We start from the raw sequence: 20,298 nt of genomic DNA, 5'->3' as shown, positions 1-20,298 counted from the left end.
AGAAATTAAACATTGTAAATTTGACATCTCATATTACAACTCATGCTTGACATTCAAAATATATCTTTTTCGTATACAGATAAACCCGTTATAAAAGACATTTCATTTACTATTGAGAAAGGGCAGAATATTTCTATTATCGGCGAAAGTGGCTGCGGAAAAAGTACGCTTCTTAAACTGATTTATGGTTTATATGATTTAGATGAGGGAAAGATTTTTTATGGTGATAAACCTGTTTTAGGGCCAAAATTTAATTTGATTCCTGGAATGCCTTATATGAAATATTTGGCGCAGGATTTCGATTTGTCTCCATATGAAACAGTGGCCGAAAATGTTGGAAAATTTCTTTCTAATGGATTTGCCAATATGAAAAAACTTCGTGTTCAGGAATTATTGGAGATGGTAGAAATGGAACAATTTTCTAATGTAAAAACAAAATTTCTGAGTGGAGGACAACAGCAGCGTGTAGCATTGGTTAGAGTTTTGGCTTTAGAGCCAGAAGTAATTTTATTAGACGAGCCGTTCAGTCAGATTGATGCTTTTAGGAAAAATGCACTTCGCCGTAATTTGTTTCGATATTTGAAACAAAAAGGAATTACGTGTATCATTGCAACACACGATAGTACAGATGCTTTGTCATTTGCAGATCAAGCAATTGTAATGCGAAACGGAGAAGTAATTGTAAAAGATGATCCAGCAAAAATTTACGAAGACCCAAAAATAAAATATGTAGCTTCTCTTTTTGGAGAAGTGAACGAGATTCCTACTCACTTATTACTATCATACGAAGACGAGACGCATAAAACTCTTGTGTACCCACATCAATTTAAAATGGTTTCAGAATCTAAGTTGATGGTAAAAATCAGAAGAACTTATTTTAGAGGAAGTCATTATTTAATTGAAACTGTTTATAAGAGACAATTAATTTTCTTTGAAAGTGAAATAGATTTACCCCTTGAACAGGAAGTGTTTTTAGCTTTAAATTATCTATAAAATAAAACAAGAATATTTAATATTCCGTAGGAATATCTCATCGGTAGCAAAAAAAAGGTTATTATATATTGTGTCCTGTAGGGACACCTGTTTTTGTCGGAATAAATGTTTGTATAATTAATCAAACGTTCCTGCGGAACGTAATATTTTTCGATTCATAATCGGTTCTACCAATCAGACATTCCTATGGAATGTTTTTAATAGAAAATAATTTAGATTAAACCCGACAGGTTTTTAAAACCTGTCGGGTTTATTTTTTGGAATTAATGAGGTATTAATTTTTTAAATATTTTTCTAAAAACTGATCTTGTTCCCAAAGCAGGTGTAAAATATTTTCTTTTGCAACATAACTATGTGATTCTTTTGGCAGAATAACCATTCTTGCTGGCGCTCCCAAGCCTTTTAAAGCTTGAAAATAACGTTCCGTCTGCAATGTAAATGTTCCTGGATTATTGTCGGCTTCACCATGAACCAATAAAATTGGAGTTTTCATTTTTTCTGCATTCATAAAAGGAGACATTGTATTGTAAACTTCAGGTACTTCCCAATAATTACGCTGTTCACTTTGAAAACCAAATGGAGTCAATGTTCTGTTGTAAGCACCGCTTCTTGCAATTCCGCATGCAAATAAATTAGAATGAGTTAATAAATTTGCAGTCATAAAGGCACCATACGAATGTCCGCCCACAGCAACTTTTTTACGATTTATATAACCTAAAGCATCAACTGCATCAATTGCGGCCGCGGCATTATCTACTAATTGCGAAATAAAATTATCATTTGGTTCTGTATTTCCTTCTCCAATGATAGGAAAAGCCGCATCATCTAAAACAACATATCCTTTAGTTACCCAATAAACAAACGATCCATAATACGGGAATGTAAATTCATTTGAATTTTGAGTAGACTGCGAAGCACTGTTTCGGTCTTTATATTCAGCCGGATAAGCCCAAATTAATAATGGAAGTTTTTCCTTTTTGGTTTTATCATAACCAGCAGGAAGATATAAAGTTCCAGAAAGTTCCAATCCATCTTTACGTTTGTATTTTATTACTTCCTTACTAACATTTTTAATGCTTTCAAACGGATTTTTAAAAGCAGTAATTGGGGTTAAACTATTCTGTTTTTTAATATTTCTAAAATAATAATTTGGATATTCAGTTTTTGATTGAATTTGAACTAAAACTTTTCCAGTTTTATAATCTTCAATTTCTAAAATCTCCTCTTTTTTATCTTTGTAAGTCGACGTATAGATACGCTTTTTTTGTAAAGTCTTTGTATTAAATTCGTCTATAAAAGGGAATTGTCCTTCTTTTGTATATCCTTCTCCAATTCTGTAAAGATTATCTTTTTCAAGTGCCAGAACATATTTATTGTATTCATTTTTTCTAGTTTCAAAAACACCTGGATCTGAATATACATCTTGTGAATTTCGATCTGTAATTACTTTTGGCTGCTGACTTGGATTTGATGGATTTATTAAATAAGTTTTCGTGTTTCTAGTATCATACCATTCATCAGAAACAACAGCAAGATTATCATTCCCCCAAGTAATATCATTAAAACGCTGTGGTGTTTTTACTAATGAAGTAGGTTGCTTTTCGAAAGGTGCATCCCACAGAAAAACTTCATCTCTAAAGTCAACTTTATTGGCAGGATCTCCTTGGTCTAAAGCAGTTACATACATTAAAGTCGATGGTTTATCATTTCTCCAAGCCATTTCTCTTTTACCTTTTCTAACAGCCATAAAACCTTTTGGCATAATTTCGTTTAAAGGAACTTCGTTTACGACTTTAAGCTCTTTTCCACTTATATCATAAACAGTAGTTGTAGAGGGAAATCTGTTTAAAGGCACAACATAAGAAAATGGTTTCTGAATTGTAGTCAGCATAATGTAGTTACCATCTGGCGAAATTCTCTCTCCCGCAAACATGGCAGCCTCTTTAAACAAGACAGCTTCTCCGTTTAATTTCACCTTATACAATTCAGATGTAATACTGTTTTCAAAATTAGCTTCATCATTTTTGTTTTTCAACATATCAGGATACGTTCTGTTTTGAGATTTTTCTCCAGAAGTAGTGGAAACTATTGGGCCCGTTGGTAAATCTTTTTTAGAATCTAAAAGAGCAGGTCTGTTTTTAGGAAGCATTTTTACCAAAATCGTTTCATTGTCTGAAAACCAGCTGAAAGGATTTCCAGGATTTGCATTTACAGTTGCTGCTGTAAGTTTTTTGGCTTGAGCCGAAGCAACGTCTAAAACCCAAAGTTCTACACCAGAATTTGCAGTGTGAGAGAATAAAATCTTTTTGTCATTTGGCGACCAAAGTATATTTGTAATTTTCGGATTTTCTGGAAGACCTGCAACCTGAACTTCCTCTTTACCGCTTACTTTTCGCAGCTTAAGATTGTTGAGATAAGTTACAGTACTCGAAATATTAGTAATAGGATTAATTCTTAAACCGGCTAAACGAACCTCTTCCTGATTTAAATCATCAAGTGTTTTATAAGTGTTTCGATACATCAAGAGCATGTTTTCTTTTTTGGTATCCATAGATACTGTTGGAGCTCTTTGATAATCGGCTAGATCTAAAATAGATTTAGAAGGCTTTTGGTAGGTTAAATTCTCTTGGGCAAAAGAGGAAAAACCAAAGCTGAAAAGTAAGAACAAAGTAACCTTTAATTTCATAATTTGAATTTTATGGGTTTAAAAATAGTATTCAAAATGTTTGTCTAAGATATTTATATCCTGTTACATTTTGGATAGTATTTTTCATTTTATTCAAAAATTCAGTCTAAAGCTTATCTTTTTGAGAAGTAATTGTATTTAAGCAGTCTTATAATTAAAGTATATAAAATTGCTAATAACGAAAAAAAGAGTAATTTGTACTCTTATATTTTAAAGTATACGTAAATTTGCATTCTAAATTTTCAAACAAATAACAATACAATATGTATCATTCAAAAATAGCAGGCTTAGGATACTATGTTCCTTCAAATGTGGTGACTAACGATGATTTGTCTAAGATAATGGATACCAATGATGAATGGATTCAGGAAAGAACAGGAATTCAGGAAAGAAGGCACATTATTCGTGGAGAAGACACCACAACTTCGATGGGAGTTAAAGCAGCTAAAATTGCAATCGAGCGTTCTGGCGTTGCCAAAGAAGATATTGATTTTGTAGTTTTTGCTACACTAAGTCCAGATTATTATTTTCCAGGACCAGGAGTTTTGGTGCAAAGAGATTTAGGTTTAAGAACTGTAGGTGCTTTAGATGTTAGAAATCAATGTTCTGGTTTTGTTTATGCAATTTCTGTTGCAGATCAATATATTAAAACTGGAATGTATAAAAACATTTTAGTTATTGGTTCAGAGGTTCATTCAACAGGATTAGATATGACAACTCGCGGACGTGGTGTTTCGGTGATTTTTGGAGATGGAGCAGGAGCAGCAGTTTTAAGCCGTGAAGAAGATTTAACAAAAGGAATTCTTTCTACTCATTTACATTCTGAAGGACAGCATGCCGAAGAATTGGCTTTGCAGGCTCCCGGAATGGGCGCACGCTGGGTAACGGATATTTTGGCTGATAATGATCCAAACGACGAAAGTTATTATCCGTACATGAATGGACAATTTGTGTTTAAAAATGCTGTAGTTCGTTTCGCAGAAGTAATCAATGAAGGATTAGAAGCAAATGGTCTTCAGGTTTCAGATATTGATATGTTGATTCCACATCAGGCGAATTTGAGAATTTCACAATTCATTCAAAACAAATTCAAATTGACAGATGATCAAGTTCATAATAACATTCAAAAATACGGAAATACAACGGCGGCGTCTATTCCTATTGCTTTGACAGAAGCTTGGGAAGAAGGTAAAATCAAATCTGGAGATACTGTAGTTTTAGCGGCTTTCGGAAGTGGATTTACTTGGGCAAGTGCTATTATTAAGTGGTAATTTAATTCATCTTACATTATATTTAAAACCTGCTCTTTTTGGAGCAGGTTTTTTTTATACCCATTTGTCAGGCTGAGCGAGGTCGAAGCCTCATCCCAATATAAAAGCCCCTCGACTTCGCTCAGGGTGACATTCGAATAGCATTACAAAAGAAAAGTTCGAACAGTTTGTCAGGCTGAGCGAAGTCGAAGCTTCATCCCAATAGAAACGCCCTTCGACTTCGCTCAAGGTGACATTCGAATAGCATTACAAAAGAAAAGTTTGAACAGTTTGTCAGGCTGAGCGGAGTCGAAGCCCAGTTTTTTATTGGCAACTTTTAACTTCTTTCCTAAATATTGTTGCTTGAGTTCAAGGTACACTAATAGGAGTGGGCTTCGACTCCGCTCAGCCTGACAATTGGCGGCTAACATTAAAAAAAAGAAATATTTTCCTACTTTTAAAGTTTGGTTAATTGATATAATTTAAATAAAATGAAAAGATATTACGTCTACATATTAAAATGTTCTGATAATAGTTATTATACGGGATTTACAAATAATATTGAACGAAGATTTGATGAACATAATTACGGATTGAATAAAGAATGTTACACTTTCAATAAAAGACCTTTGGAGTTGGTTTTTTGTACAGAGTTTAATGATGTAAATCAAGCCATTGCATTTGAGAAACAAGTAAAAGGCTGGAGCAGAAAAAAGAAAGAAGCAATCATAAATGATAAGTGGGAAGATTTGAAAAAATTTTCACAATGTTTAAATAAAACAAGTCATAAAAATTTTTATAAAAAGGACGTTTAGTAGTAAATTAGCCTTCGACTTCGCTCAGGATGACAGTCGGGTTACAAGTTGTAAAAATATTTTTGCTGACCAACTGAATTGAAGCCCTTTTAATAATCAAATCCAATGAAAAAAAATCAACTCGAAATAGCTTGTTTTAATTACGAATCTGCACTAATTGCACAAGAAAATGGCGCGGACAGAATTGAACTGTGTGAAAACATGAAACTTGGAGGAACAACGCCAAATTCTATATTGGTGGTAAAAGTCCGTGAGGGCTTAAATATTAAAATGCATGTAATTATTAGACCTCGAGGCGGCAATTTTGTTTATTCTGATGATGAACTTATAGAAATGAAACAAGATATAAAACAATTTAAAAAATTGGGAGTTGATGGTTTTGTTTTCGGAATTTTGAAAGAAAACGGAAAAGTAAATAAAAAACAAAATAAAGAATTAGTGCATTTAGCACATCCGCTTTCTTGTACATTTCACCGTGCTTTTGATGTTGTAAAAGATGTAGAGAAATCACTTGAAGATGTGATCGATTGCGGTTTCAAAACAATCTTAACTTCTGGTCAGGGAATAAATGTTACAGAAGGAATCTGGACTTTAGAGAAACTTCAAAAACTTGCTGGAGATAGAATAGAAATCATGCCTGGCGGCGGCTTAAGATCTTCAAATATAAAATTATTACAAGAAAAACTAGACATCACTTTTTATCATTCATCAGCAATAACAGATGATTCTGAGATCGCAAACCCTGAAGAGATAAAGGAACTTCGTAACTTTTTATAGTATTTTAATAAACAAAAAAAGTCTGGAGTGGCATCTCCAGACTTTTTCTCTACAAAAAATTATTCAAAAATTATTCAAAAATTATTTAAAAAATCTTTTTTGGAAGGGCTGTTAGAACATTCCGCCTCCATCTTTATTAGTATTGTCTTCTCTTTGTTTACGTTGAAGGTTTTTGATTTTAGCACCTCCAAAGTTGTATGTCAAACCTACATAAACAGTTTGGCTTTCCCATTTAAACTGACCTGCCTGCGGATAAGGAGACATAGTATCAAAAGCATATTTCATGGTGTTGAAAACGTCATTAAAACGTACACTAATATTCATTTTGTTGTCTAACAAAGTGTAACGTGATCCAATATCCATTTTATACATTTCGTGGCTGTTGTTTTGCAATCCATCAACGGCACCTCTGTAAAAACCAAATAGTAAAAAGCTTAAACGTTTGTTTACTTTAAAATTTGAATTCATACGCCCATTAAAAGCGGCAACAGTAACCGTTTTCTGCTCTGGCTCACTTTGGCCGCCTGCTACGTATTTATAAACAATTCCTTCTTGATTAATGCTAGAAAAATCAATCGATGGTTGAATGTCCCACCATTTTGTAATTTTATAATTGAAAGAAGCTTCAAATCCATAAGACGTATTATGATCAAAATTTGTATAAGACATAATTTGCTTTTCTTTACTTGCGTCTGCAGGATCTGGATATAAAATTCTGCTGATCTGGTCATTAATGCTTCTCACAAAAACACCAGCAGTAAAACTTCCTTTTTCGAATGTTTTAGTATAATTTACTTCTACAGAATTTGTAAACTGAGGTCTTAATTCAGGGTTTCCTAATGAAGTAACTAATGGAGTAGCAAACTCACGAATTGGCTTTGTCTGTTCTAAACTTGGACGGTCAACACGACGGCTGTAGCTGAATTGTAAAGTATTCTTTTCGTTTAAATTATAAGTTAAATATGCAGAAGGATACAATGTAATGTAATCGTCATCAAATTTATCCTTGCCATGATTTAAGTTAGTTTCAACTTTATAACTCTCAAAACGAGCACCTACCTGATAGCTTAATTTTTTAAATTTCTGACCAAACGTTACATAAGCAGAATAAATATCAGTATCATAAGTGTAATTCGAAGTCTGAGCTTCTACAGGAAGCAGAGGATTGCCCGTAATATAATCATTCCCAGTTCTTGTAATTCTTGCTTCTGCTCCAGCTTCAAGAGTTGTTTTTTCGTTTAACGGATTAACATAGTCAATATTTACAGTGCTTAGTTTACGAGTTCCTTTCAAGAAATCATTGTACACAACATTTGAACTTGTATTATCAGTATTAGTTGTTTGAGTATCAAAAGAAGCGTTTTGAGTTTCTTTATTATCGCTGTAATTTGCTTCAAAATCTAAAGTATGACCTTCTTTTTTAAAGATATGTTTGTATGCTAAATTGTAAGTTCCAACTTGGTCTGGTCCCCAATATCTTGATTTTTGAAAAATATTCGAAATGTCTGAATTCGTTACATTGTTATAGTCGATGTCAGTATCTACAAAACCTTTTCCTGTATTTTTATTTTGGTTAGTGTAAATAGACAATGTGTTATGATCATCAATTAAATAATCCATTCCTATTTTGTATAAATAAGAATCATTATCATTGATCACGTCAATTTTTTGAACAATATCTTGATCAAATCTTCTAATTAATCCATCATTATAATACGTTCCAAAATTTTGTCCCACATTACCAAAGAAATTTACCTTTCCTGTTTTGTAGTTCAAATCTAAAGACTGATTGTATTTTGCAGTTTGTCCAAAAGTGATTCCTCCGCTGTAACTTCCGTTAAAACCAGTATTGGCATTTTTATGCAAAATAATATTGATAATTCCAGACATTCCTTCCGGATTGTATTTTGCACTTGGATTGGTAATCAACTCAATTTTTTTGATAGAAGTTGACGGAATTTGCTTTAATAACTGAGCAGGATCAATATTAGAAGGACGTCCGTCAATTAATACACGAACATTATCATTTCCGCGAAGCGAAAGTTTTCCATCCTGATCCACATTCACAGAAGGAATATTATTCATAATGTCAGAAGCAGAAGCTCCTGCTGTTGTTAAATCTTTACCAACATTAACCACTTTTCTATCGATTTTTTGTTCGATTGTAGAACGTTCAGCAACAATATTTACGCCTTTAAGCTGTGTTGCCTCTTCTTCAAGAGAAACATTTACAGTCGCAGCTTTTTTGTTTTCGCTTAAAATAACAGATCCAATATATTTTCTAAATCCGATGTATTGAATTTCGATTGTATAGCTTTTCAAAGCAACATTTTTAAATGCAAAGTCCCCATTGTCATCTGTATTAACTCCAGACACTACTTTTCCATTTTCTTTAATTGAAACAGTTGCATAAGAAATTGGTGCACTGTTTGACTTTTCGGTAATTTTTCCAGAAATACTTCCCGTATTCTGAGCTTGTGCTGTTGCGATTACCCCCAATAACGCAAACAGAAAGAATTTTAATTTCATGATTTCCTTGTTGATTATTTTGATTTGATTGATGATGATTTTGTTTGTTAGTTTTTTTCTTTTTTTTTCTTTTTGATGTTTCAAAATAAATTTGAAGTCTCTATTAAGACTCTTTTGTGTTGGATATGTTACAAGAAATTGTGAAAAAAAACACAAAAAAAATCTCATGCCCTGTTTTGTAGGAGATTATGCTTTTGATTTTTTGATAATTTTAACAATTGAAAATGCAGGTTTTTTATCAAATTCAAACTCTTTTCCTGAATTTTATATGTTTTTGATTTTCTCTAATTGATGAATAAGCAGTATCTTTGCTCACTTTAAAATAAGTTTACATGTCATTACCACAAATTCTTACACCTTCTATACAAAAAGCAATACAAGCATTATTTGATGTTACGATTGATAAAATTGAGTTTCAAACTACTAGAAAAGAGTTTGAAGGCGATATTACAATGGTGATTTTTCCGCTGCTAAAAGTGATTAAAAGTAATCCAGCCGAATTAGGAAATAAAATTGGAAATTATTTAGTTGAAAATGTTTCTGAAGTGGCGCGCTTTAACGTAGTTTCAGGTTTTTTGAATATTGTAATTTCAGATAGTTATTATCTAAATTTCTTTAACGGAATAAAAGATAACAAGCAATTTGGGTATGTAACTCCAAACCCTGCAGAGAAAGCCGTGATGGTAGAATATTCTTCACCAAATACCAATAAACCACTGCACTTAGGTCATGTTCGTAACAACTTGTTAGGATATTCTGTTGCCGAAATTTTAAAAGCATCTGGCAAAAAAGTATACAAAACTCAAATTATCAACGATAGGGGAATTCATATTTGTAAGTCAATGCTGGCTTGGGAAAAATTCGGAAACGGAGAAACTCCAGGATCTTCTGGTTTAAAAGGAGATAAATTGGTTGGTAAATATTACGTAGAATTTGATAAAGCATATAAATCTGAAATTAACGGTTTAATTGAAACTGGTAAAACAGAAGAAGAAGCTAAAAAACAAGCGCCGATTATTATAGAAGCGCAAGATATGCTTAAGAAATGGGAAGCTGGAGATGAAGAAGTTATTGCGCTTTGGAAAAAAATGAACGAATGGGTTTATGAAGGTTTTGCAACTACTTATACCAATCTTGGAGTTAATTTTGATAAATATTACTACGAAAGCAACACTTATTTATTAGGAAAAGATGTTGTTCAAGTTGGTTTAGATAAAGGTGTTTTCGAAAAAGATCCAGATGGTTCAGTTTGGATTGATTTGACAGATGAAGGTCTTGACCGTAAAATTGTATTACGTTCTGACGGAACTGCTGTTTATATGACACAGGATATTGGAACGGCAATTCAGCGTGTAAAAGATATGCCAGATGTTGGCGGAATGGTTTATACCGTTGGTAACGAACAAGATTACCATTTTAAAGTATTGTTCTTAATCTTGAAAAAATTAGGTTTTGACTGGGCTTCAAGCTTATATCATTTATCATACGGAATGGTTGATTTACCTTCTGGAAAAATGAAAAGCCGTGAAGGAACTGTTGTAGATGCAGATGATTTAATGCAGGACATGACAGATACAGCAAAACAAATTTCTGAAGATTTAGGAAAACTAGACAGCTATTCTGACGAAGAAAAAGCGAAATTGTACAAAACAATTGGTTTAGGTGCTTTGAAATATTACATTTTAAAAGTAGATCCTAAAAAACGTATTTTGTTTAATCCAGAAGAGTCTGTTGATTTTGCTGGAAATACAGGGCCGTTTATTCAATATACATACGCGAGAATTCAGTCAATAATTCGTAAAGCAGATTTTGATTTTACAGCTAAAACTGAAATAGAAGAACTTCATGAAAAAGAAAAAGAATTGGTAAAACAAATCGAACTTTTCCCAGAAGTAATTCAAAATGCGGCTCAAAATCATAGTCCAGCTTTGATTGCTAATTATACTTACGATTTAGTAAAAGAATATAATTCGTTCTATCAATCTGTTCATATTTTAGGAGAAGTAGATTTAACTAAAAAAATATTCAGAGTTCAGCTTTCTCAAAAGGTAGCTGAGGTAATAAAATCTGCATTCCATTTATTAGGAATCGAAGTGCCGGAGAGAATGTAATTATTTATAAATATTTAAAAGAGCCGATAACTATTCAGTTATCGGCTCTTTTTTTTTGCGGTAAAGTTTAGAGAAAATCAAAGTTATTATTACCAAAAGGTTAAGAATTTTGGTGAATGAATTTTCGTGTAAAAAACAGAAAATATCATTTGGATATATGGTTTTTATAATTATGTTTACAGTAAGAAATTTATTGATAATTATAGTTGATAAAGCTAACGAATATAAGCTTTTTTTCATTTTTACTGTTAAAAAAAATAATCGAGGAAGCTGAAAATCGTAAGAGTAGGCAAAATTTTAAACCCAAAAACATGATTAAAAAACCTTTACTATTAATGATGCTCTTTTTTGCTTTTACAGCAATGAACGCACAAGATTTAATTGCTCCATCTTATGGATTTTCACACAACAAAACAGCTTACATTACTTTGGCTGACGGAACTGAAATTAGCGGAACTATTCGTGATATCGACAGAGACAAAGGATTAATTGAATACATTAAATTGCAAGACGCAGCAGGAAAAAAACACAAACTAAAACCAGAAGATATTAAGTTTATGTATTTGCCGCCAAGCGGATTGGATAACCTGACTAAAAAACTAGACTTTATTTCAGATTATCAAAAGTGGAGCGATGATAAATTGAACCAAGAATATATAAAAGAAGGTTATGCATATTTTGAAACTGCTGATGTAAAAATCAAAAAGAAAAATTCAAAATTATTAATGCAGCTTTTAAACCCTGGATTTAGTAAAGAATTTAAAATCTACTGTGATCCGCACGCAAAAGAGACTGCTTCTTTAGGAGTTGGCGGTGTAAAGTTTATTGGAGGAGATGCTAAATCTTATTATGTTGCCAAAAAAGATTCACCGGCATTTTTGCTTAAGAAAAAAGAATATAAAAAAGAATTTGTGCCATTATGGGGAGGTTGTGAGAAAGTAATTGCTGCAAATCCTGAGCCAAAATGGACAGACTTGACAAAGCATGCCATCTCATATTCTGAGTGTGCAGAAGCAAAATAATATTGTTTGAAAGATTCATCTTTAAATTTAAAATTCAAAAAAAGCCGATAGTTAAAACTATCGGCTTTTTGTTTTTAAAACAACCCCTAAAAAATCAAAAGTATCAGAATAAGACATTTTTCTATCTCAATAAAGATTAGGTATATGAATTAATGATTTTTCGTGTTAATTTTGCGCTCGAAAAAAAGATAATTTTTGAAGCTTTCACTCAACTGCTTTCAATTTTTACAGACAATAAATTACAATACCTCCTTATATTCATTTTTAACTATTTTGAATTAGTAACCCTTTTAGTGAGAAATAATAAGGATTACCGTCTAATTAATTTTAGACGGTTTTTTTATTCTTATCTGATTAATTGTAAGAATAACTTTTAATTTTTACTTGTTAAAAAGAAATAAATTCTTGTTAAAATTAAATTAATTTTATAAGTTGCGCCCCTTAATTCAAATTAACTATAATGAAAAGAAAGATTAAAGGATTTGCAATTCTTGTATTCTTGTTCACTGTTCAATTATTTTTTGCACAGGAAAAAGCAGTTTCAGGAATTGTATCGGATGGAAGCGGACCAATTCCAGGTGCGAATGTTGTTGTAAAAGGAACTAGCAATGGAGTTCAAACCGATTTTGATGGAAAGTATAAAATTAAAGCCAAGACAGGAGATGTTATTGTGTTTTCGTACATGGGTATGAAAGACCAATCTATTACAGTTGGCAATTCGTCTACTGTAAATGTCAAAATGCAGGATGGTGGAGAACAATTAGAAGAGGTTGTTGTAACTGCACTGGGAGTTAAAAAAGAAGAAAAAAAATTGGGTTATGCAGTTTCAAAAATTACTTCGGATGAAATAACTAAGTCTGGAGAACAAAATGTTTTGCAGGCGCTGGCTGGAAAAGCTGCTGGTGTTCAGGTTATAGGTACTGGTGGAACGCCAGGTGCTTCTAGTAAAATAATCATTAGAGGAGTAAATACCATTAAAGGAAATTCAGATCCTCTGATTGTTGTTGATGGTATTCCTATTGACAATACAACAAGTCAAACTAGTGCTGGTGATAATCCATTTAATGCAAACTTGTCTGGTATTAATAACTCTAATCGTGCACTGGATATTAATCCTGATGATATCGAAAGTGTATCAGTACTTAAAGGTCCAGCGGCTGCTGCATTATACGGTGAGAGAGCAGGTAACGGAGTTATTATCTATACAACAAAAAAAGGTAAAAGCGGAAAAAGTTTAGGAATCGATTACTCAACTGCATTGGCGATTGATCATGTTAGTCAATTGCCTGCTAGACAAAATAAATATGTTCAAGGTACAAGTGCCACAGCGACTGCTGTAAATCCAAACACTCCTCAAAGCTGGGGACCTTCAGCAGAGTCATTAAATATTCCGATGTATAACAATGTTAAGAATTTCTTTCAGGAAGGATTAACCTTTACAAACAATATATCTTTTTATGGTGGTAATGAAAAAGCCACTTATAGAGCATCATATGGTAATGTTACACAAACAGGTATGATTCCTGAAACAGGATTAAAAAGAAATACTTTAAGAGTTGTTGGAGATCTAAAATTAAATGAAAAATGGAAAACAGGTGGTAGCTTGCAATATACTCATACAACCAATACATTAGCCCAAAATGGAAGTAACTCTTCTGGTGTAATGTTAAGTTTGCTTCGTTCTCCTTCAAATTATGATCTAAGAAACTATAAAGATGGAGAGGGTAATAATATGAACTATTATAACTCGTATGATAATCCATATTTTACAGTTAATGAAAATCCCGCGACAAGTGATGTAAATCGTGTTTTTGGAAATATGTACCTTACTTATTCGCCAGCAGCTTGGTTGTCCCTTACTGCAAAAGGAGGTATAGATACTTATTCTGATTATCGAAAACAAGTTTATGCTATTTCATCTAATGGAGATAATCTTGCTGGTATGGGAGAAGTTGCTTTCAATAATATTAATAACAAACAATTTTATGGTGATTTTATAGCAACAGGATTATTGCCTTTAAAATCAGAATGGCTAAAGATAAATTATACTGCCGGACTTAATTTACGTTCTTCTCAGAACACAGATGTTTTTTCTCGAGGAAAAGATCTTGCAGTGAGAAACCTTTATAATTTGTCAAATGCGACACAATTGTACGCATCAAACGCAGAATCTAATGTGATGTCCAGAGCTTTGTTTGGACAATTAGAATTTGATGTTAAGAATCAACTTTTTATTACAGGATCGCTTAGAAAAGAATGGTCTTCTACGTATGGAACAGATGCAAATAGCGCTTTATTCCCAGCTGCTTCTGCTTCATGGGTTTTATCAAGCTCTTTTGATTTACCAGAATGGATAAACTTTATGAAAATGACTTACGGATATGGAGAAGTGGGTATTGCTCCACAACCATACTACACCATAAGTACATTTTCTCAGCCATTTATGACAGATGGTTTTACAGATGGTTTAAGTTTTCCTTATAACGGTGTAAACGGTATGGCTGTTTCGGGGGTTTTAGGGAATCAACAATTAAAACCAGAAAGAGTATTAGGACATGAACTTGGTTTTAATACTAAGTTTTTAGAAAATCGCCTTTCATTCGATTTAAATCTATATTACAAAACATCTAAAGATTTATTAATAGAATTGCCACTGCCGCAATCAAGCGGATATGCATTGGTTTACCAAAATGCGGCTGAATTGGTTAATAAAGGTATTGAGGTTGAACTTGGCTATGATATTTTCAAAAAAAATAATGCATTTCAATGGAATATTAATTTGAATTGGTCTAAGAACGAAAATAAAGTGACTGACATATACGGAAACTTAGATGAGATTTCTATTGAAACTGCTTTTGGTTCTATTGGATATTATGCTGTAAAAGGACAACCATTAGGAAGTTTTTATGGAACAAAATGGAAACGTGATGAAAATGGACAAAAAATAATTGGATCTAATGGTTTACCAATAGTAGCAGATGAAACTGGAAATTTAGGGAATTCTGCTCCTAAATGGACAGGAGGTTTAAGAAACACATTTACTTATAAGAGAGTTACTTTGTCAGGATTGCTAGATTTTAGACACGGTGGAGTTGTGTATAATGGTACACTGGCAAGATTACACAATTTTGGTGTTTCTGAAGCTTCTGCAGATAGAGAGCATAATTATATTATTGATGGTGTGAAACAAGATGGAACTCCAAATAATATTGCAATATCGGCTAAAAATTATTACCAAAAATACTTAGGAGATGGTGGAGGTGCTGCAGAAGAAGCTGTAACAGATGTGAACTGGATAAGACTTCGTGATATTACATTAAGTTATGATTTTAATGTGAAAAAATTCACGGCTATTAATTCGGCTCAACTGTCATTTACAGGTAGAAATTTATGGCTAAATACTAATTACAAAGGTGTTGATCCAGAAACTAGCTTAACAGGAGCAGGTTCAAAAATTAATGGATTAGATTACTTTAATAATCCTGGAAGTAAATCATTTATAATGACTCTTAAAGTCGGATTTTAAATTCTAAATTAATAAAAATGAAAAAATATATAAAATGTGTAATTCTGGCCACTATAGGTTTTGGCCTTTTTACAAGCTGTCAATCTGAATTAGACCACTTTAACGAGAATCCAAATTCATCTATTTCAACTACGCCGAGTTTATTGCTTTCTGCAATGGAAGTTTCTACTTTTTCAACACATACAACTGGGTTGATTAGAACTTCAAATATTTTAGATCAGCATCTTGCTGGGACAAGCGTAGGGCAGTTAGGAGATATTCAGCGTTACTTTATCAGCGAGCAGGATGTAAATAACGAATGGAATACTTTGTATAGTACAACTTTAATGAATGGTTATATCTTAAATCGTGATTTTGCTACTCATTATCCCTACTATAATGGTATTGGCCAAGTTTTAACCGCGATAAATTTGGGTTATGCAACTGATCTTTGGGGAGATGTTCCTTATGATGAGGCTTTTAAAGCTGATCAAGGAAATAGAGCTCCTAAATATAATACTCAGCAGGAAATTTATGAGAGATTGCAAAGTATCTTGGATGATGCGATTGTGAACTTACAAAAAACAGAGTCAAGTAATCTTACTGTTCCTGGAGATGACGATTACATATTTAATGGAAATACCAAAAAATGGATTCAAGTTGCTTATGTCTTGAAAGCAAGATATGCCTTACGATTAACACAGGTTGATTCGCAGGCAGCACAAAAAGCATTAAGTTATATTACCGCTTCAGGAATAAGTTCAATTGGCGATGATGCTAATACTTTTTTCCCTGGAACATCAAACGGTCTCAATCAATGGTATGCCTTTGAAAATAGTCGTGCAAATTACTTAAAAACAGGAGCATATTTCGTAAACTCTTTAAAAGAGTCTGATGATCCGAGATTGTCATTTGCAATTGCTAAAGACAAGAATGGTAATTATACAGGCAACGCGGCAGATGATTTAGATACTACTTCATCTTCTTATATTGGTCCTGCATTTGCGAGTGCGACTTCTTCAATTGGATTGGTGACATATGCAGAAGCCAAATTCATAGAAGCTGAAGCGAAATTTAGATTGGGACAAGATGCAGCACAATCATTACAAGATGCAGTAGCGGCATCTGTATTAAAAGTTACTGGTAGTGCAGCAACGACAGATTTTTTATCGGCAGCAACTGCTACAGTAAATTTAGAGACAATTATCCAACAAAAATATCTTGCTCTTTTCTTAACTATGGAACCCTATAATGATTACAGAAGAACTGGTTTCCCTGTGTTAGAGCCAAACCAATCATCAAATATAAAGTTTATTCCTCTAAGGCTTCCAACGCCATCTGATGAAAGACAATATAATCCAAATGCTACGGTAGTTAGTAATGTTACAACCAATGTGTGGTGGGATAAAAATTAAATAATTTATATAGCATAAAAAAAGCCGGAAGTCTCAAAACTTCCGGCTTTTTTAATAACAACTAATTCTAATTACTTAACAAATTTGTCAATGATTTTATCTGTTTCTGCTTTAGCAGTATCTGGTTTTAAATCAAACAATAGAGAATAAAGAGCTTTTCTGTCTACTTTAGCTTCTAAGTTTAAATCTTTATGTCTGTCAAAAAGAGTCTGCCATTTGTCACGAACATTTTTCCAAAGTGCATTGTTTTCTTTCCACCATTTTTGAGCAGCAATACATTTAACATCTGGAACTTTAGTGTAAACATCAAATCCTTTTTCTTGCGCTAACAAAACATCTTTTCCTGCATCGTCACGAACCAATTTATCGTTGTCTTGCTCATGGTTCCATCCTGTAGCAGTGATTTCGTGAATATTTCTTCTTTTTAAAACATTGTAATCGTTACGTTTTGTCTGCTCTCTTCTAGGAAGCGGAGCATCAGCAACGTTTGCCCAGTAATCTTGTCCATCAACGTGTACCCAAGTTGAAGATCCTTCATATCTCGGACTGTCATCTACTTGATATACTTTTTGAGTCCATTGTCCCTTAACCGCTTTTTTGTCTAGCTTTTTGTATTTCCAAGAAGTTCCTTTGTCAAAAGAATACAAGTCTGTGTTTTCGTATAGCCAGTCTTGCCTCCAGTGTTTGATAATCATATCGTCACTTACAATTAGTAAATGCTGCATAACAATTTTGTTAGGAGTATCTTCTAATAATTCCACCCATTCTAAAGCAGATTCGTGTTTTGTTTCAGATGGTTTATAAGTAAGAGAATCTTTTGGATATGAGAAGGTTTCTGTAAAATTAAATTTCACTTCATAACAACCGCACATAGATTTAATCGATTTTATGTCTTGTTGTTTTTTGTCCTGACTAAAACCAAGACCACATGTTAAAGCCATAGCGGCTGACAAAAAAAGGCTTTTTGAAATCATAACTTATTGTTTTGTTTTAAATTTTGGCAAATATATAAATTTTATTTAGAACAATTAAAAATAGTTATATATTTGCACCTGTTATTAAGACTGAATAAAAATAATGAAAATAAATTTTACCCTTTTTGCTGGACTTCTTTTTTGTACTTGTTCTTTTGCTCAGCAAAAAGACACTGTTAACTCACAGGAAAAATTATCAGAAGTTGTTGTTACAGGACAATTTGAGCCACAATCCATAAAAAAATCCGTATTTAATGTTCGAGTGATTTCAAGTAGGGATATTAAAAATTTAGCAGCAAATAACTTGGCTGATGTTTTAAATCAGTACTTAAATATTACGGTTAGACCAAGTGGCACAAGTGGTCGTTCTACAGTTTCTTTATTTGGTTTAGATGCTCAGTATTTTAAAATTCTAGTAGATAATGTTCCGTTAGTAAATGAAGCTGGTTTAGGAAATAATACAGATTTATCACAGATTAATTTAGACGATGTTGAGCGAATTGAAATAGTCGAAGGATCGATGGGTGTAGTTTATGGGGCTAATGCTGTAAGTGGAGTTTTAAATATTATTACAAAAAAATCGTCAATACATAAATGGAATATTACAGCTGCTGTACAAGAAGAAACGGTTAAAGATGAATATGCACTTTTTGATGAAGGTCGTCATATCCAATCGTTGAGAGTTGCCCATACATTTAATGATAACTGGTTTGTGAGTGTTGGTGCTAATAGAAACGATTTTCAAGGATTTTTAGACGATAAAAATGGAAAAGATTATGATGTTAATGACCAAACTCGTGGATACAGATGGCTGCCAAAAGAACAACTAAATGGAAATGCCTTAATTGCTTACAATAAAGGTTCATTTAAAGTTTTCTATAAGTTTGAATACTTAGATGAAGATGTTGACTATTATAATGCTACAGTACAGTCAGGTTACAATCCAGTATTAGGATCTTATACATATGCTGACGATATGAGATATTTTACTAATAGATATTTTCATAATTTAAATGCAACAGGAAAACTTTTTACGAGATTAAACTACAATATATCGCTTTCTCATCAGAAACAAGAACGTAATGTTGAAGACTTTAAATATTATTTTCAGAATAAAAGTGAAAAAGAAAATGTTACTACAAAAGACCAATCGATGGAAGTTCTTTACTCAACAGGAACTCTAAGTAACTTTTTTACAAACAAAAAATATGATCTGCAAGTTGGATATGAATTTGTAAACAATCAAGGGTACTCTTTGATTCAAGAGGGAAATAACCTTTTTTCTCCTGTCAGAAAGACTCTTGAAAATTATGATTTCTTTGCTTCCGCTGAAATTATGACAACTGAGAGATTTTCTATACGTCCAGGATTAAGATTCTCAGCGCAGTCTAAATTTAAAGATCAATATGCATCCTCACTTAATTTAAAATATTTATTTGATAAAGGAATTGAACTTAGAGGTTCTTATGGTTCATCATTTAGAACACCGACTTTTGAAGAACTATATTCCAAATTAATTTTTGACGGACATTTCTTTACAGGAAATGAAAACTTGATACCAGAAACTAGTACTTCATTTGAAGCCAGTTTAAAAAAATCATCTTTTATAGGTTCACGCTTGCAAGTTTCAAACACATTTGCGGGAAGCTACCTAGATGTTAATGATAGAATTGATATGGCTTTGATACGATACAATCCAGATACAGGAAATCCAGAATATCAATATATAAACATCAGTAAATACAAAATGTGGAATTTCTCTACAATGAATCAATTTAGGTATAGAGATTTGACATTCAATATTGGAGCAGCTGTAGTTGGTGTTTCTAGAAAAATAGAAAATCAAGTATTTACATCAGATGACAAATTTTTGTACTCTTTCAATGTCAATAGTAGTGTTTCTTACTTAATACAAAAATGGGGGACAATATTTTCTGCCTACTACAAATACAACGGAAAGTCACAGCAATTTATAGAAGGATCTTCAGGATATATTATATCTGATATCGATCCAAGTAATTGGCTTGATGCAAGTATTAGAAAGACTTTCTTCAAAAATCAGCTTGATGTTACAATTGGAGCGAGAAATATTTGTAATGTGACGAATGTTAGGCAGACAAACACGAATCAATCTGCTGGACATGCAGGAGATTCAAATGTAATGCTCGCTTATGGGCGCTCTTATTTTATCAGACTTTCATATAATCTTAATCTTTAAATA

General features: G+C 32.6%; 12 protein-coding genes. 9 read left to right on the top strand and 3 right to left on the bottom strand.

The features are described 5' to 3' along the window. Positions 1-42 precede the first annotated feature (42 nt). On the top strand, positions 43-993 hold the full coding sequence (locus ASE40_RS00325; RefSeq protein ID WP_057114831.1) for an ABC transporter ATP-binding protein: 951 nt from the start codon (positions 43-45) through the stop codon (positions 991-993). Between the two features lie 274 nt (positions 994-1,267). Here the strand turns inward: ASE40_RS00325 and ASE40_RS00320 are convergent, their stop codons facing one another. Then, on the bottom strand, positions 1,268-3,679 hold the full coding sequence (locus ASE40_RS00320; RefSeq protein ID WP_057114830.1) for an alpha/beta hydrolase family protein: 2,412 nt from the start codon (positions 3,677-3,679) through the stop codon (positions 1,268-1,270). A gap of 263 nt (positions 3,680-3,942) precedes the next feature. Here ASE40_RS00320 and ASE40_RS00315 point away from each other — a divergent pair, with 263 nt between their 5' ends. The 3 genes from ASE40_RS00315 to ASE40_RS00300 all read left to right on the top strand — a co-directional run bounded on the left by ASE40_RS00315 (position 3,943) and on the right by ASE40_RS00300 (position 6,521). After that, the gene (locus ASE40_RS00315; RefSeq protein ID WP_057114829.1) at positions 3,943-4,950 is read left to right on the top strand and encodes a 3-oxoacyl-ACP synthase III family protein; all 1,008 of its coding nucleotides are present in this window, start codon (positions 3,943-3,945) and stop codon (positions 4,948-4,950) included. 470 nt (positions 4,951-5,420) lie between these two features. Beyond that, positions 5,421-5,744, top strand: coding sequence for a GIY-YIG nuclease family protein (locus ASE40_RS00305; RefSeq protein ID WP_057114827.1), 324 nt, complete (start codon positions 5,421-5,423; stop codon positions 5,742-5,744). A 105-nt stretch (positions 5,745-5,849) separates the two neighbouring features. Continuing rightward, a complete protein-coding gene (locus ASE40_RS00300; protein ID WP_057114826.1) occupies positions 5,850-6,521 on the top strand; it encodes a copper homeostasis protein CutC in 672 nt (223 codons plus the stop codon). A gap of 111 nt (positions 6,522-6,632) precedes the next feature. On the opposite strand, the gene ASE40_RS00295 is transcribed toward ASE40_RS00300, so the two are convergent. After that, positions 6,633-9,050, bottom strand: a complete 2,418-nt coding sequence (locus ASE40_RS00295) for a TonB-dependent receptor domain-containing protein (RefSeq protein ID WP_057114979.1) — start codon at positions 9,048-9,050, stop codon at positions 6,633-6,635. 332 nt (positions 9,051-9,382) lie between these two features. Here ASE40_RS00295 and argS point away from each other — a divergent pair, with 332 nt between their 5' ends. From argS to ASE40_RS00270, 4 genes are all read left to right on the top strand, one after another. Then, positions 9,383-11,161, top strand: a complete 1,779-nt coding sequence (gene argS / locus ASE40_RS00290; protein WP_057114825.1) for an arginine--tRNA ligase — start codon at positions 9,383-9,385, stop codon at positions 11,159-11,161. Between the two features lie 311 nt (positions 11,162-11,472). After that, entirely contained in the window at positions 11,473-12,183 is a 711-nt protein-coding gene (locus ASE40_RS00280; protein WP_057114823.1) for a hypothetical protein, read from the top strand. A 460-nt stretch (positions 12,184-12,643) separates the two neighbouring features. Then, positions 12,644-15,709, top strand: a complete 3,066-nt coding sequence (locus ASE40_RS00275; RefSeq protein ID WP_057114822.1) for a SusC/RagA family TonB-linked outer membrane protein — start codon at positions 12,644-12,646, stop codon at positions 15,707-15,709. 17 nt (positions 15,710-15,726) lie between these two features. Then, positions 15,727-17,103 (top strand): SusD/RagB family nutrient-binding outer membrane lipoprotein, encoded by a 1,377-nt coding sequence (locus tag ASE40_RS00270; protein ID WP_057114821.1) that lies wholly within the window; start codon positions 15,727-15,729, stop codon positions 17,101-17,103. Positions 17,104-17,174: 71 nt separating this feature from the next. Here the strand turns inward: ASE40_RS00270 and ASE40_RS00265 are convergent, their stop codons facing one another. Then, positions 17,175-18,077, bottom strand: coding sequence for a DUF6607 family protein (locus ASE40_RS00265; protein ID WP_057114820.1), 903 nt, complete (start codon positions 18,075-18,077; stop codon positions 17,175-17,177). Between the two features lie 103 nt (positions 18,078-18,180). Between ASE40_RS00265 and ASE40_RS00260 the strand changes: the two genes are divergently transcribed. Further along, the gene (locus ASE40_RS00260; RefSeq protein WP_057114819.1) at positions 18,181-20,295 is read left to right on the top strand and encodes a TonB-dependent receptor plug domain-containing protein; all 2,115 of its coding nucleotides are present in this window, start codon (positions 18,181-18,183) and stop codon (positions 20,293-20,295) included. The last annotated feature ends 3 nt before the right edge of the window (positions 20,296-20,298 follow it).

The organism is Flavobacterium sp. Root935, from assembly GCF_001429295.1.
In the GTDB taxonomy this organism is placed as follows: domain Bacteria; phylum Bacteroidota; class Bacteroidia; order Flavobacteriales; family Flavobacteriaceae; genus Flavobacterium.
This window is presented reverse-complemented; position numbering and strand designations above follow the sequence as displayed.

What these genes read in the sequence shown, in the direction of transcription:
- ASE40_RS00325 (WP_057114831.1), top strand. Translation starts at nt 43, where the DNA reads ATGCTTGACATTCAAAATATATCTTTTTCGTATACAGATAAACCCGTT.
- ASE40_RS00320 (WP_057114830.1), bottom strand. Translation starts at nt 3,679, where the DNA reads ATGAAATTAAAGGTTACTTTGTTCTTACTTTTCAGCTTTGGTTTTTCC.
- ASE40_RS00315 (WP_057114829.1), top strand. Translation starts at nt 3,943, where the DNA reads ATGTATCATTCAAAAATAGCAGGCTTAGGATACTATGTTCCTTCAAAT.
- ASE40_RS00305 (WP_057114827.1), top strand. Translation starts at nt 5,421, where the DNA reads ATGAAAAGATATTACGTCTACATATTAAAATGTTCTGATAATAGTTAT.
- ASE40_RS00300 (WP_057114826.1), top strand. Translation starts at nt 5,850, where the DNA reads ATGAAAAAAAATCAACTCGAAATAGCTTGTTTTAATTACGAATCTGCA.
- ASE40_RS00295 (WP_057114979.1), bottom strand. Translation starts at nt 9,050, where the DNA reads ATGAAATTAAAATTCTTTCTGTTTGCGTTATTGGGGGTAATCGCAACA.
- argS (WP_057114825.1), top strand. Translation starts at nt 9,383, where the DNA reads ATGTCATTACCACAAATTCTTACACCTTCTATACAAAAAGCAATACAA.
- ASE40_RS00280 (WP_057114823.1), top strand. Translation starts at nt 11,473, where the DNA reads ATGATTAAAAAACCTTTACTATTAATGATGCTCTTTTTTGCTTTTACA.
- ASE40_RS00275 (WP_057114822.1), top strand. Translation starts at nt 12,644, where the DNA reads ATGAAAAGAAAGATTAAAGGATTTGCAATTCTTGTATTCTTGTTCACT.
- ASE40_RS00270 (WP_057114821.1), top strand. Translation starts at nt 15,727, where the DNA reads ATGAAAAAATATATAAAATGTGTAATTCTGGCCACTATAGGTTTTGGC.
- ASE40_RS00265 (WP_057114820.1), bottom strand. Translation starts at nt 18,077, where the DNA reads ATGATTTCAAAAAGCCTTTTTTTGTCAGCCGCTATGGCTTTAACATGT.
- ASE40_RS00260 (WP_057114819.1), top strand. Translation starts at nt 18,181, where the DNA reads ATGAAAATAAATTTTACCCTTTTTGCTGGACTTCTTTTTTGTACTTGT.